The 13638-nt window shown below is 67.4% G+C and carries 12 protein-coding genes; 6 read left to right on the forward strand and 6 right to left on the reverse strand.

The genetic code is table 11. The annotated features are described in order from the left end of the window. Window positions 1–22 precede the first annotated feature (22 nt). A complete protein-coding gene (locus AB0E69_RS13970; RefSeq protein WP_360144089.1) occupies window positions 23–466 on the forward strand; it encodes a MarR family transcriptional regulator in 444 nt (147 codons plus the stop codon). 4 nt (window positions 467–470) lie between these two features. Here the strand turns inward: AB0E69_RS13970 and AB0E69_RS13975 are convergent, their stop codons facing one another. Continuing rightward, window positions 471–629 (reverse strand): hypothetical protein, encoded by a 159-nt coding sequence (locus AB0E69_RS13975; protein ID WP_360144092.1) that lies wholly within the window; start codon window positions 627–629, stop codon window positions 471–473. A gap of 79 nt (window positions 630–708) precedes the next feature. Here AB0E69_RS13975 and AB0E69_RS13980 point away from each other — a divergent pair, with 79 nt between their 5' ends. The 5 genes from AB0E69_RS13980 (at window position 709) to AB0E69_RS14000 (ending at window position 5903) form a co-directional block, all read left to right on the forward strand. Then, on the forward strand, window positions 709–1323 hold the full coding sequence (locus AB0E69_RS13980; RefSeq protein ID WP_360144095.1) for a hypothetical protein: 615 nt from the start codon (window positions 709–711) through the stop codon (window positions 1321–1323). Window positions 1324–1525: 202 nt separating this feature from the next. Further along, window positions 1526–3460: an acetate--CoA ligase gene (gene acs / locus AB0E69_RS13985; protein ID WP_360145916.1), complete on the forward strand. Its 1935-nt coding sequence runs from the start codon at window positions 1526–1528 to the stop codon at window positions 3458–3460. 829 nt (window positions 3461–4289) lie between these two features. Then, a complete protein-coding gene (locus AB0E69_RS13990) occupies window positions 4290–4925 on the forward strand; it encodes a hypothetical protein (protein WP_360144098.1) in 636 nt (211 codons plus the stop codon). Then, the gene (locus AB0E69_RS13995; RefSeq protein ID WP_360144101.1) at window positions 4922–5362 is read left to right on the forward strand and encodes a hypothetical protein; all 441 of its coding nucleotides are present in this window, start codon (window positions 4922–4924) and stop codon (window positions 5360–5362) included. Before AB0E69_RS13990 ends, AB0E69_RS13995 begins: the two co-directional genes overlap by 4 nt. A 115-nt stretch (window positions 5363–5477) precedes the next feature. After that, the gene (locus AB0E69_RS14000; protein WP_360145919.1) at window positions 5478–5903 is read left to right on the forward strand and encodes a MarR family transcriptional regulator; all 426 of its coding nucleotides are present in this window, start codon (window positions 5478–5480) and stop codon (window positions 5901–5903) included. 147 nt (window positions 5904–6050) lie between these two features. On the opposite strand, the gene AB0E69_RS14005 is transcribed toward AB0E69_RS14000, so the two are convergent. The 5 genes from AB0E69_RS14005 to AB0E69_RS14025 all read right to left on the reverse strand — a co-directional run bounded on the left by AB0E69_RS14005 (window position 6051) and on the right by AB0E69_RS14025 (window position 13609). Next, entirely contained in the window at window positions 6051–6566 is a 516-nt protein-coding gene (locus AB0E69_RS14005; protein WP_360144104.1) for a hypothetical protein, read from the reverse strand. A 383-nt stretch (window positions 6567–6949) separates the two neighbouring features. Further along, window positions 6950–10531: a discoidin domain-containing protein gene (locus tag AB0E69_RS14010; RefSeq protein WP_360144107.1), complete on the reverse strand. Its 3582-nt coding sequence runs from the start codon at window positions 10529–10531 to the stop codon at window positions 6950–6952. 185 nt (window positions 10532–10716) lie between these two features. Then, on the reverse strand, window positions 10717–12354 hold the full coding sequence (locus tag AB0E69_RS14015) for a cation acetate symporter (RefSeq protein ID WP_360144110.1): 1638 nt from the start codon (window positions 12352–12354) through the stop codon (window positions 10717–10719). Continuing rightward, on the reverse strand, window positions 12354–12695 hold the full coding sequence (locus AB0E69_RS14020; protein ID WP_360144113.1) for a DUF485 domain-containing protein: 342 nt from the start codon (window positions 12693–12695) through the stop codon (window positions 12354–12356). The genes AB0E69_RS14015 and AB0E69_RS14020 overlap by 1 nt, the downstream gene beginning before the upstream one ends. A 95-nt stretch (window positions 12696–12790) precedes the next feature. Continuing rightward, complete coding sequence (locus tag AB0E69_RS14025) at window positions 12791–13609, reverse strand: methyltransferase domain-containing protein (protein ID WP_360144116.1); 819 nt, start codon at window positions 13607–13609, stop codon at window positions 12791–12793. Window positions 13610–13638 lie beyond the last annotated feature (29 nt).

Below are 13638 nucleotides of genomic sequence, written 5' to 3' on the forward strand. Positions count from 1 at the left end.
TGTCAATGTCTAGACTGCGCCCGTGGACGAGCAGACCCCGAGCGCGCTGACCCGGTTGCCGAGTTGGCTGCTGACGCAGAGTGCGGCCCAGGTGCACCGGACGATCACCGAGACGTTCACCGCTGGGGGTGCGCGGGCGTACCACTTCCGGTTGCTCGCCACGCTGGTGGAGTTCGGCCCGGCCAGCCAGGCGGAGCTGGGCCGGCGCAGCTTCATCGACCGCAGCGATGTGGTTGCCGCGCTCAACGAGCTGGAGGAGGACGGGTACGTCGGGCGCAGCCCCGACCCCGCCGACGGGCGCCGCAACATCATCAAGATCACCGCGGCCGGCCGCCGGCACTACAAGCGGCTCGCGGCGCTGGTCACCGACGCGCAGGACGAGATCTTCGCGCCGCTGTCGGCGACCGACCGGACCCGGCTGGCGTCGATCCTGGGCAAGCTGCTGGCCTACCACCAGGAGCGGTAGCGCCCTACCAGGCGGTCGGGAGCTGGGCGCGGGCCTGCTTCTGGGTACGACGGACGCGGTGCTCGCGGGCGTGGACGCGGCGCCGGGCGGCCCGGGAGATCTTCCGGCGCTCCCCGGTGAAGACGGTCGGCTCGGGCGTCTGCGGGTTGGGCTGGGCGTTCACAACCAGTTCCGATGCGCGAGCAGTCCGATCGGTTCCGTCGTACGGCGAACTGACCCGCCGCCTGGCCTAGTCTGCGCCGATGCCGTCGTTGAGGCCGGTTGTTGCCCTGTCCGCCGTACTCCTTCTGCTGCCGGGCTGCCACGCCCAACCGGAAGCGAGATATTCCGCCGGCCTCGGGCCCTGCGAGCTCCTGCCTCGACCGGCCGCGGTCCGCGCGACCGACGTCGGGGCCAAGATCGGCCCCGCGCAGGCGAAGGAATCGCATGTCCTGATCCCGTACAAGTACTGCGAATGGGCCTACAAGCAGGACCGTAAGCACTTCTGGTCGGCGTACCGCCGCGGACCTGTCGAGCGCCGGGTGACGATCGAGCTGCAGGTCGTCTCGGCGAAGAAGGGCGGCGCGCCGGCGGCTGGGACACGGTTCGACGGGGACCGGGAGGACGACCGCAAGAACGGCGCGGCCATCACGCCGGTGACCGGGATCGGTGAGAGCGCGTTCCAGACCGTCTTCACGGCCGAGGGGGCCAGCACCGGTGTGCTCGAGTTCCGGCGATCGAACGCTGTCGTCACGGTCAAGCTGACCGCGACTGATTGTTGCCGTGGCACCTCGGAGTACGAGGTGCCGTCCGGGACGCGGACCCGGCTGCTGATGACCGCCGCGACCGCGGCCGACCAGACGCTGCTCACCCGCTGAGGCTGCCGTCCGGCCCGGAACTGGTCCTCTTCGGCGCAGATTCGAAACGACTCGTCGATACACCGGTTCCGTGGCGGGGTCTGCGTTGGTAGAAAGGTAGACGGGCGCGCCGGCGCGCCGAAGCCAGCGAGGAGGAGTCGTCGACGTGACGAATGCAGAGTCACCCCAGTCCGGAGCCCCATCCGAGGCACTCTCGAACCTGATGCACGAGGAGCGCCGGTTCGAGCCGCCCGCCGAGCTGGCCGCGAACGCGAACCTCAAGGCCGAGGCGTACGACCGCGCCGCCGCCGACCCGGAGGCATTCTGGGCCGAGCAGGCCAAGCGGCTGACCTGGGCCACCGAGCCGACCGAGGTGCTGGACTGGAGCAACCCGCCGTTCGCCAAGTGGTACGCCGACGGCAAGCTGAACGCGGCGTACAACTGCGTCGACCGGCACGTCGAGAACGGGCTCGGCGACAAGGTCGCCTACTACTTCGAGGGTGAGCCCGGCGACACCCGGGAGATCACCTACGCGCAGCTCAAGGACCAGGTCAGCCAGGCGGCGAACGCGCTGCTCGAGCTGAACGTCCAGGCCGGCGAGCTCGTCGCCATCTACATGCCGATGATCCCCGAGACCGTGGTCGCGATGCTCGCCTGCGCCCGGATCGGCGCCCCGCACACGGTCGTCTTCGGCGGTTTCTCGTCCGAGGCGCTGAAGGACCGGATCCTCGACTGCGACGCGCGCGTCGTGATCACCTCCGACGGTGGGTACCGCCGCGGGGCTCCGGCGGCGCTGAAGCCCGCGGTCGACGCAGCGCTCGAGGAGTGCCCCGACGTACGCAACGTGGTCGTCGTGAAGCGGACCGGCCAGGAGACGTCCATGGTCGAGGGCCGCGACCTGTGGTGGGAGGACGTGGTCGGCAAGCAGTCCGTGGACCACACCCCCGAAGCGTTCGACGCCGAGCACCCGCTGTACGTGATGTACACGTCCGGCAGCACGGGCAAGCCGAAGGGCATCCTGCACACGACCGGCGGGTACCTCGTCGGGACGTCGTACACGCAGTGGGGCGTCTTCGACCTCAAGCCGGAGACCGACGTGTACTGGACGGCCGCCGACATCGGGTGGGTGACCGGGCACAGCTACATCGTGTACGGCGCCCTCGCGAACGCGACCACGTCCGTGCTGTACGAAGGTACGCCGGACACGCCGCACCAGGGGCGGTGGTGGGAGATCATCGCGAAGTACAAGGTGTCGATCCTGTACTGCGCTCCGACCGCGATCCGGACCTTCATGAAGTGGGGTGCGGACATCCCGGCGAAATTCGACCTGTCGTCGCTGCGGGTGATCGGGTCCGTGGGCGAGCCGATCAACCCGGAGGCGTACGTCTGGTACCGCGAGCACATCGGCGGGAACAAGGCGCCGGTCGTCGACACCTGGTGGCAGACCGAGACGGGTATGCACATGATCTCGCCGTTGCCTGGTGTGACCGCGGGCAAGCCCGGGGCCGCGATGAAGGCGATCCCCGGCGTGTCGGTTGATGTCGTGGACGATGCGGGCAAGTCCGTGCCGAACGGGTCGGGCGGGTACCTGATCATCGACAAGCCGTGGCCCTCGATGCTGCGGACGCTGTGGGGTGACGACCAGCGGTTCAAGGACACGTACTGGTCGCGCTTCCCCGGGGTTTACTTCGCGGGCGACGGTGCGAAGAAGGACGAGGACGGCGACATCTGGCTGCTCGGCCGGGTCGACGACGTGATGAACGTGTCCGGTCACCGGTTGTCGACCACCGAGATCGAGTCGGCACTGGTCTCGCACCCGAAGGTCGCGGAAGCCGCCGTCGTCGGTGCGTCCGACCCGACCACCGGTCAGGCGATCGCCGCCTTCGTCATCCTCCGATCCGAGGCGGGCGACGGGGGCCCGGATGTGGTGCAGGAGCTGCGCAACCACGTCGCCAAGGAGATCGGCCCGATCGCCAAGCCGCGACAGATCATGGTCGTCGCTGAGCTCCCCAAGACGCGCTCCGGCAAGATCATGCGACGGTTGCTCCGCGACGTAGCCGAAAACCGCGAGGTAGGCGACGTCACCACCCTCGCCGACTCCACCGTCATGGACCTCATCAAGTCCAACCTGGAATCCGGCAAGTCCGACGAGGACTGACGTACTGCGCTGAAACTCCGTGGACCCCGGGGGCAACTCCGGGGTCCACCCACGTATGCAGGTGGTCGACCCCACGCCCGCTACGCAACCGCACGTCGTCGCTGCGCTCCTCGTTCGCGGCTGCTTCGCGCGCTCCCACCCGCCCGTGGTTTCCGGGCTGCCCGCCCGGGTGCTTCCGGCTGCCGCCGGGGTTGCTCGCTGCGCTCGCGGTTTTGCGGCTGGCGCCGCGTGCTGCTCGCTGCGCTCGCGGGGTGACTACGTAGGTGGACGCCCGTGAGCAGACGGGCTGATGGTGAGTGGTGCTGGTGGTAAATCCCACGCGTGCTTCGCAGTCGCACGTCGTCGCTGCGCTCCTCGTTCGCGGCTGCTTCGCGCGCTCCCACCCGCCCCGTGGTTTCCGGGGCTGGCGCCCGGGTGCGTCCGGCTGGCGCCGGGGTTGCTCGCTGCGCTCGCGGGTTGCGGCTGGCGCCGCAGGTTGCTCGCTGGCGCTCGCGGGTTGCGGCTGGCGCCGCAGGTTGCTCGCTGGCGCTCGCGGGTGACTGCATAGGTGGACGCCCATGAGTACACGGACTGGTGGTGAGGGGTGCTGGTGATAGCCCCACGCGTGCTCGCTGCGCTCGCGCGTGACTGCACCGGTGGACGTCTGCGACTAGACGGACTGGTGATGAGTGGTGCTGGTGGTAGATCCACGCGTCCTGCCGCAGTTGCACCTCGTCGCTCGCCACGATCGACTGAAGTGGTCGCGTCGGGCCCGGCTCGCATACCCGGCCATGCGCTCGACCACCCAGCGAGGGCCGGTGAGGACCTCCTTGGCGCCTAGTGTCGGGGTGTGAGTGAAGCTAGGCGGATTGCCAAGACCAACGAAGAGCGGGCTCAGCTGGCGCAGCAATACGGCTGGCAGTTTCGGCCTGATGCGCCTGAGTTTGTTGATGCCTGGCGGGTGCTTCCCTTTACCGAGAACGGGGATCAGCGGCTGGCTTTCGGGGTCGTCACCGGGCAGTTCAACGGGATACCTTTTCTCACCTTCGACTTTCATCGGCGGCCGAAGGTGACGCATTATCGCGATGCCTGGACTGATCGAGAGCTGAGCTCCCTGGACACCATTGTCATCGACACAGTCTGGGCGATGAAACTGCCTGCGCAGCTGCCGTTCTTTCAGATTGCGTCCAGTATTGAGCCGGCCTTCGAGGTGGACGCCTATCCCGAGCCGCAAACCCCGGACCCCAAGTTCAACCGGTGGTACAAGCTGATCGGTACCGATCCGAACGTTGCCGCGTATTTCCTTCACCCGCAGCTTATGCAGTTCATGCGGGAGGTGAAGCTGCATACCTGGGCCGTCGTTGGTGATGATCTCCTGTTCATGGAGCATCCGATATTCGGGCGGACGAAGCCCGATGAGATTCTCGAGACGCTTGGCAAGTTGCAGCAGTTGGTCGGCATGCTGCCGTTTCAGGTCTGGCGATGACCGCAGTACTGGCGATCATCCACGCCGGACTGGCCGCGGCCTGGGTCGGTGGGATGGCCTACTCGCTGTTCGTCGTACAGCCGAAGTTGAAGAGGTATTTCGGTGAGGATCGGGACGGCCGGGAAGCACTGACGGCAGTGATTGCTTCAGGCAACCGATGGAAGGTTGTCGGTCTGATCGCGGCGATCGCGGTCTCCGGCGGCGGGCTGCTCGCGATCCGCGACGATCATTGGTGGATCCATGCAATCAAGGGCATCTTGTTGCTTACAGCAACAGGAATCTTCTGGTACGTCTCTTGGCGGCACTGGCCGCAGCGCGTCTTCGCGACAGCGGCTGAGCTTCCGGCACTGCAGCGGCGCCTGATGGTCCTGGCCACCACCATGCTGGCGCTCGCCGGCACCGCCTTCGCGCTCGGCGTTCTCGCCGTACATCTCTGACACGCTTCGACGGACCTCACAGCTGGGAGTAGTGGCCACGAGGTGAACGTGCGTTAACCCGTCAGCCGTAGGAGAAGTTTGGTGGCCTGTGCCAGGATGGCGCTTCCCGACGGAGGTGATCGCCTTGGCGCAGGAGACCCTGCAACTTCTGGTCAGCATGCACCGAATCGTCAGGCATCTGCGCCGGAACCGGTCCACCGCGGTCCTGCACCCGACGCAGTTCCTGGCGCTGATGCTGATCGCCGACGAGCAACCGATCCGGATCGGCGAGATCGCGAGCCGCGTTCCGTGCTCTCAACCCACCGCAACCACGACAGTCGCCGCCCTGGAGGAGGCCGGCCTGGTCCGCCGCGAGCCCGACCCGGTCGACGGCCGCGCCACCGCGGTAGTCCTCACCGAAGCCGGCGCCGCCACCGTCTCCGCGTCCGGCCAGGAAGCCGCCGAAGAACTCGGCAAACTGATCCGCCGCCTCTCCCCGGAGGACCAGGCCCTCGTCCTCCAAGCCGGCCCACCCCTCTCCCGCATCGCCGACGAACTGTAACCAGGCAACCCGGGGCAGGTCGGGGCAGATCGCGAAAGCCCCTGCTGTTCCGCGGTCCGCGCGGTATGGTTTCTTTGCTGGGGACAGGAGTCTCCAGAAGTGAACCCGGCAGCTCACCGGACGGTGGACGAGCCGGGTTTCGCGCGTTCAGAGCTGTTTGACCTGGCAGAACCCAGCCACTGCCTGTCTCCAGATACCGCCACGCATCCAACTCCAGGCGACGGCGTCAGGGACCCAGAGCAGCGGATCTGCCTTGGAGACCAACACGTCCCACCGCAGCGTCTCGTAGCACCCATGTCGGCGGGCAGCTTCCCGCAGGCACCGGAGGTCATGCTGATAGGTGGACTCTTCCAGTTCGACGACAAGCCGCTCAGCCGATCCCGCGCAGTCTCTGACGATCGCGTCGAGACAGCGTTGCCTGTCCATCAGGGTTTCACGCTCTGCCTGGTAAAGGCTGACGAGCAGATGGAACTCGGCAATCAGGTCAAGGATCCGCTTGCGGCGTGCAGGCTTCTCGTGGTTGAAGTGGAGGCGTTCCTGGCCTGGCAGCAGCAGCGCTCGGAGGGCCTTGCGGTTCACCGCTACATCGTCGGCCGGGCAGTACGCCGCAGCCATCAGCAAGCCGCGTGACTTGGTTTCGTCGACGAATACGTGGATCGGCATCTTCCCGCCTCTGAAGTGGCAAGGCTTGACGATCACACGTGGTGCGATGGCTGCACGGTCGTGACACCAGGGCAACCCGGGGCAGCTCGGGGCAGATCGCGAGAACCTGCTTCCAAGGCCGGCATCGCGCGCTACAGTTGTTGTTGCCGAGGGACAGGAGTCCCCCGGAAGTGGACCCGGCAGCCCTCCGGACGGTGGACGAGCCGGGTTTCGCGCTGTCAGGCGCCTGTAGTTGGTAGGGCGTGCGACAGCCGTCCTCCATGCGCCGCCCCGGATCCAGCACCAGGCCACCGCATCAGGAATCCGCGTGTTCTGCACCATCCGGTAGGTCTGCGCACGCAAGAGCCGCCGGAGGGCTGGGCCTCCGGCGGGCTCTTGGTGGGTTAGTTGCGGGTGATGGTGAAGGTTGTGGTGGTGTTGCGGATGTTTTCGGTGTTGTTGGTCAGGGTTAGGTTGTTGAAGGTGACGGAGCCGACGGCTGGGCCTTGGTTTGGTTCGGGGAGTTCGTTGGCCCAGATGCCGATGCCGGACTTGGCGTCGAAGGCGTCGCCGGACTTGTGGGCGCCGGAGATGGTGGTGTTGGTGAAGACGGTGTCGGCGACCGGGAACTGTGGGCTGCCGCCGACGTAGTTGGTCTGGAACATGATGCCGGAGTACGTCGGGTCGACGACGTCCAGATCGCTGACCCGGATGCCCTGGAAGATCTTCGACGCCGAGAACACCCACACCCCGGGGAACGCCTGGTTGCCCCAGAAGTGGCCGCCGGAGCGGACCACCGACGCGTTCTGGAACTGCGTCGGCGGGGTGGCGCCGAAGCCGTTCATCGGGATGCCGAAGTCCAGCGAGCTGATCGTGATGCCCGGGTAGGTCAGCATGTCCGCGGCGTACAGGTTGCGGAAGATGTTGTTCGTCCCGCCGTAGACCGCGAATCCGGCGGCCCGCCAGGTCAGCGACGCCGACAGGTTCTCGAAGACGTTGTCGCGGACCTCGCCGCCGCCGTTGTCGGTGGCGTTGAAGAGGGCGAAGCTGTCGTCGCCGGTCGACCGTGCGTCGTTGTTGCTGACCGTGTTGCCGGCCGACCCGTTCGTCATGTTGATGCCGTCGGCAAACGTGTCCCGGATCCGCGAGTTCCTGATCACCGAGTTGTCGGTGTTCGCGCCCCAGTACAGGCACATCTGGTGCTCGGCCCAGATGCTGTCGATGGTCATGTTCGATGTCCCGGCGAAGTTGAACACCTTGCCCGGACCGTCGTTGCGGCTGTCGTAGTTGCCGAAGTACGCGAACCCGCTGAACGTCGACCCGTTCGCCGACGACTGCGCGTCGAACCCGACGTCGGTGTTCGACTGGTTCTGCGGTGCGACGAACCGGGTGAACCACGGCCCGGCCCCGACCACGCGGATCGCGCGTCCGTACACGTTGAACTTCGACGACGTCTGGTAGTCACCCGCCGGTAGGTACACGCCCTGCAACGTCGTGTCCTGCCGGACCCGGTCCAGCGCCGCCTGCACATCCTGCTGCGAGAAGCCGGCCGGCGTCACGTAGCCCGCACCTGGGTTACCAATGGCGGAAACGGCCTCGGTGTCGATGAAGTCGATCGAGTACGTCGTCGAGTTCGCCGGATCCTTCTGCAGCCGGATCTTCGTCCCGGCCGGGTAGGTCTGGTCGAACATCAGGTTCGCCTCGTCGTAGATGTGCCGCGCCGGGCCGGATCCGGGCGAGTTGTTCGGCGACGACTCGGCGCCGTACAACCAGCTGTACTTCGAGGTCAGCGGCAACGACTTCGCGAAGCTGCCGTTCACGTAGACACTCAGCGACGACGACTGTCCGCCGCCGCCCGACGAGTCCGGGATCGAGAAACGCGTCACCAGCGTGTTCGTCGAAGCCCGCGTGGTGAACTCGACGTACGAGCCGTTCGAGTTGAGCGTCACCGCGCGCCGGCCGGACGCCTCACCGGCGAGGTCGCCGATGGTCCGGTTCGGGCCGATGACGTTGGCGCCACCACCGACCGAGGCGTCCTCGGCCTCCAGGGGGTCGTACGGCATGTTCGCACCGCGACCGACGAACAGCGGCCGCTCGCTGGTGTTGTTCGTCCGCTTCACCGGCAGCTCATTCGCGTCGTCCGCCAGTACGACGCGCACCGTGTAGCGGCCGTTCGCCGCCGTCCAGTTGCCCAGCGCAACGGCCGGCGTCGTCGCACCGGCGGCGATCGCGCCGTTGTAGCTGCCGGTCAGGGTGGCAACCACGGTCGACCCGTTCAGCACGGTCAACGTGATTCCGTGCGCACCGGACGCCGAGGCCACACTGCCTTGGTTCTTGACCGAGACGGAGAAGGCCACTGAGTTCCCGGCCGACGGGTTGCCCGGCGTCCAGTTCACCGCTGCGGCGATCAGGTCCGAGCTGGCGACGGGTGTGACCACGAGCGGCCCGGAGGCAGCAGCGCTGTTGTTCCCGTCGTTCTGCTCGATGACCGTGTTGTCCTCGTCGACCTTGGCGCTCAACGCATACGACCCCGCGTCACGCGCCCCGATCGACGCGCTGACGGTCGTCGAAGCACCTGCCGCGAGCGCGCCGACAGCTGCCGTACCGACCTTCACAGAGCCAAGGTAGAAGTTCACTGAGGTGGCCGGCGACCCAGCCGTACCGCCGTTGTTCACCGTGGCCCGCACCGTGATCGAGTCGGTCTCGACCGGCGAGGTCGGCGTCCAGGACACCCCGGAAACGGTCAGGTCGGGGTTGGGCGCCGGGACGCCCATCACCTGCAGTTCCGCGACCTGACCAGCCGGCGCGCCCGTGTTCCCGGTGAAGTTGAGCCGTACGTCGGCTACGCGTGCGCTGACCGGGATCGTGACGCTGTTCCCTGACGACGGACTGAAGTTGTACGCCGCGCTGCCCACGATCGTGGTGAACGACGAAGAGCTCTGCTCGCGCCCGAGGATCGAGAACGTCTGCGTCCGCGGACCCCAGACCGGGTCCGGATTCAGCCGGATGACGATCGAGCTGAGATCGGCGTTGGCACCGAGCTGCGTGGTCAGCGTGGCCGGGTTGGCGTTGCCCTCCCAGTACGTCGTCGCGTCGTCGTCGTTGGCGTTCGTCGCGACGAACGTGAACACCGACCCGGACGCGGTGATCGGTTTGTGCAGCGCGAGGTTGCTCCCCGGACCGCCACTGCCGCCACGGGTGACCGTGTTGCTGTTGGCCGATTGGTTGCCCGCAGCATCTTTTGCGCGGACGTAGTACGAGATCGACACGTTCGCCGGCTGGTTGTCCGTGTACGTCAGCACGTTGCCGGCCACGCTCGTGCGCAGCTGCCCGTTCGCGTACACGTCGTACCCGGTGACGCCGACGTTGTCGGTCGACGCGTTCCAAGTCAGCCTGATCTGCCCGGCGCCGGGCTCGGTGAAGGCCAGGTTGCCCGGGGCGGTGGGAGCCTGGGTGTCGCCGGTCGCCGGCCCGTAGACCTCGAGCTCGGACAGCTGTCCGGCCGGCCAGCCGGTGTTCGCGGTGATCCGGATCCGGACGTACCGGGTGGTCGCCGTACCGTAGTCGATCGTCACGGTGTTGCCCGGCGGGTCGAACGCCCGCGCCGCGGAGGCGGACAGGTCGGTGAAGTTGTTGCCGTCGGTACTGCCCTGGACCGCGAGGGTCTCGGTGCGGGCACCCCATCCGGAGGTCGGGAGCTTGAGCACGACCTGGTTGGTCGCGACCGACGCGCCGAGGTCGACCTGGACCCACTGCGGAAACGCATTGTTCGCGCTCTCCCAGTAGCTGCTCTGGTTGCCGTCGGTCACGTTCGATGCGAGGTAGTTCTGGGTCACGCTGCTCGCCGACGCGGACTTGCCGGCGGCCAGGTTGGGCCCGGCGAGGACGGCCGCGCCGGCCGGTGCGGGATGGGTGAGCGGACTGGCGGCGAGCGCCAGGGCCGCGGCGAGCAAGGCGGCAGGCAGCCGCCACGTACGGATTCGCATGGCCTCTCCAGGTGGGCGGGGGTGAGACGCGGTTCCGCCGCGCGAGAGTCCAGAAGTTTCTCTACTTTGCTCATTTCTTGCGCAGCGTTGGCTCATTGTTACGGCACGGCTACGCGAGCGTCAACGGCTCATGACCAACGAAAGGGCCGGCCCGCGGCATGCGGACCGGCCCTCGAAGCAGCGGATCAGTGCTTGGCGACTCCCTCGGCGCCGGCGCCGGTGAGCGCGCGGACCGACAGTTCGTGGTACCGGAGCTCGCTCGACTTGTCCTTGCCGAGGAACGTGCCCAGGACGCCGAACAGGAAGCCCAGCGGGATCGACACGATGCCCGGGTTCGACAGCGGGAACCAGGCAAAGTCGGCGCCGGTGATCATCGACGTCGGCTTGCCGGACACCACCGGCGAGAAGACCACCAGCACGACCGCGGAGACCAGGCCGCCATAGATGCTCCAGGCCGCGCCGGAGGTGTTGAACCGCCGCCAGAACAGGTTGAACAGCAGCGCCGGCAGGTTCGCCGAGGCCGCGACCGCGAACGCCAGCGCGACCAGGAACGCGATGTTCAGCTTCTGCGCCGGGATCGCCAGCGCGATCGCGATCGCACCGATCCCGATCGCCGCGAACCGCGCGACCCGCAGCTCGCTCTTCTCCGATGGCTTCGTCTTCGCGATGACGTTCGCGTACAGGTCGTGCGCGAACGACGACGCCGACGTCAGCGTCAGACCCGCAACGACCGCGAGAATCGTCGCGAAGGCCACCGCCGCGATCAGCGCGAGCAGGATCGACCCACCGATCGAGTCCAGCCCACCACCGAGTACGCCGGCCAGCGTGGGCGACGCGACATTGCCCTTCGACTCCGCCACTGCTGAGCCCTTGCCGGTGTCCAGCAGGGCCGCCGCGCCGAATCCCAGGGCCAGCGTCATCAGGTAGAAGAAACCGATCAGGCCGATCGCCCACTGCACCGAGCGTCGCGCGGACCGCGAGTCCGGCACGGTGTAGAAGCGGATCAGGATGTGCGGCAGACCCGCCGTACCCAGGACGAGGGCCAGGCCGAGCGACAGGAAGTCGATCTGGCCGGTCAGGTCCTTGCCGTAGAGCAGACCGGGTTGCAGGAACGACTCGCCCTTGCCGGACTTCGCCGCGGCCGAGCCGAGCAGCTCGGAGATGTTGAAGTGGAACTTCACCAGCACCAGGAAGGTGATCAGGATCGTGCCGGCCATCAGCAGCACGGCCTTCACGATCTGCACCCAGGTGGTGCCCTTCATGCCGCCGATCGTCACGTAGACGATCATCAGCGCGCCGACCAGGACGATCACGGCCGCCTTCAGGCCTTCGCTCTTCACGCCGAGCAGCAGCCCGACCAGCGAACCGGCGCCGACCATCTGGGCCAGCAGGTAGAAGATCGAGACCACGATCGTCGAGCTGGCGGCGGCGGTCCGGACCGGCCGCTGTTTCATCCGGAAGGCCAGCTGGTCCGCCATCGTGAAGCGGCCCGAGTTCCGCAGGAGTTCGGCGACCAGGAGCAGCGCGACCAGCCAGGCGACGAGGAAGCCGATCGAGTACAGGAAGCCGTCGTACCCGTAGAGGGCGATCTGGCCGGAGATCCCGAGGAACGAGGCTGCCGACATGTAGTCACCGGCGACGGCCAGGCCGTTCTGCGCACCGCTGAACGAGCGGCCGCCGGCGTAGTAGTCGGCGGCGGTCTTGTTCTGCCGGGACGCCCACCAGGTGATGTACAGCGTCACGGCGACGACCGCGGTGAACAGCGAGATCGTCAGCCAGCGGTTGCCGGGCTCGGTGGCCATCGGAATCAGGGCGGGAATCATCACCGGCGGCGCTCCCTCTTGAACTTGGCGTTCAGGCCGTGGGCCAGCGGGTCGAGCTTGCGGTTCGCGAACCGGCCGTAGAGCGCCGCGATCACGAAGGTCGACACGAACTGCAGCAGGCCGAAGATCAGCGCGACGTTGACGTGCCCGACCACCCGGTGGCTCATGAACCCGCGCGCCCAGTTGTTGCAGGCGACGTACGCCAGGTACCACGCCATGAACGCGATGGTCCACGGCACCACGAAGTTCTTGTAGCGCCGTTTCAGCGTCTGGAAGTCGTCCGCCTCGTACACGGCCTCGTAGGCGCGGGCATCCCGCTCGCGCACCGCTTGATCGTCCATGAGTTCCCCTTCACTGGACCCGAACACGTGCACGTTAGCCGCAAGTCGCGCATTTGTGACCCATTGCAACCAAAACGTTTCACCTGGCGCCGGAACTAGAGGTGCGGGGCCACCGGGGCGTCGAGGGTACGGCGGTAGTTGGCCAGGTCGCTGGGGTGGGCGCGGTAGCAGTCGGTGAAGTACGGCATCCGTAGCGGCTCCGGAGGCCGGGCGGTGTGGTCGTAGATCAGGTCGACCTGCTCCAGCACGCTGTCCCGGCGGGACTCCTTGAGTACGGCGACCCGCGAGTGCGACTGAGCCAGCTGGCGGAGGCCGTTGCGGTCGAGGTCGTGCCAGTGCCGGAAGCGGGCCGACTCGAGCATCGTGAACAGGTTCGACTGGTCGATCACCGGCACCGGGTCGAACCGGTCGGTACCGCGGAAGTCGTCGCCCTGCAGCACCCGGAACATCCGGCGGACCCACGGAACGACGGTGTCCGGGTTGTTCCAGAGCAGCCCGAGGACGCCGTTCGGCCGCAGGACTCGAGCGATCTCCGGCAGCGCCCGGGCGTGGTCGAACCAATGAAAGGCCTGCCCGACGACTACGGCGTCGACCGAGGCGTGCGCGAGCGGGATCGACTCGGCCGCGCCGACCATGGTGTCGATCCCGGACCGCCGGCGGCAGACCTCGAGCATCTCCGGTGACGGGTCGACCGCGATCACGTCGTGGCCGAGCCCGGCCGCGACCGCGGCCAGCTTGCCGGTGCCGGCACCCAGGTCGAGCACCTGCAGCCCGCGTCCGGGGCCGAGAATCCAGCTCAGCGCCTCGGCCGGGAACGTCGGCCGCCCCGCGTCGTACGCCGCAGCGACAGCGCCGAACGACTTCGCCCGCGCGGCATCCACGCCGGGGCTGCTCTCGGAGTCGTCGGTGCTCATCACGTAAATGATGCCGTAGTGAGCGCTCT

Source organism: Kribbella sp. NPDC026611 (assembly GCF_040638345.1).
Classification (GTDB): domain Bacteria; phylum Actinomycetota; class Actinomycetes; order Propionibacteriales; family Kribbellaceae; genus Kribbella.

Bases quoted from the DNA above. Each gene is read 5' to 3' on its own strand.
- AB0E69_RS13995 (WP_360144101.1), top strand. From the start codon at position 4,922: ATGACCGCAGTACTGGCGATCATCCACGCCGGACTGGCCGCGGCCTGG.
- acs (WP_360145916.1), top strand. From the start codon at position 1,526: ATGCACGAGGAGCGCCGGTTCGAGCCGCCCGCCGAGCTGGCCGCGAAC.
- AB0E69_RS14015 (WP_360144110.1), bottom strand. From the start codon at position 12,354: ATGATTCCCGCCCTGATTCCGATGGCCACCGAGCCCGGCAACCGCTGG.
- AB0E69_RS13980 (WP_360144095.1), top strand. From the start codon at position 709: ATGCCGTCGTTGAGGCCGGTTGTTGCCCTGTCCGCCGTACTCCTTCTG.
- AB0E69_RS14010 (WP_360144107.1), bottom strand. From the start codon at position 10,531: ATGCGAATCCGTACGTGGCGGCTGCCTGCCGCCTTGCTCGCCGCGGCC.
- AB0E69_RS14025 (WP_360144116.1), bottom strand. From the start codon at position 13,609: ATGAGCACCGACGACTCCGAGAGCAGCCCCGGCGTGGATGCCGCGCGG.
- AB0E69_RS14005 (WP_360144104.1), bottom strand. From the start codon at position 6,566: ATGCCGATCCACGTATTCGTCGACGAAACCAAGTCACGCGGCTTGCTG.
- AB0E69_RS14020 (WP_360144113.1), bottom strand. From the start codon at position 12,695: ATGGACGATCAAGCGGTGCGCGAGCGGGATGCCCGCGCCTACGAGGCC.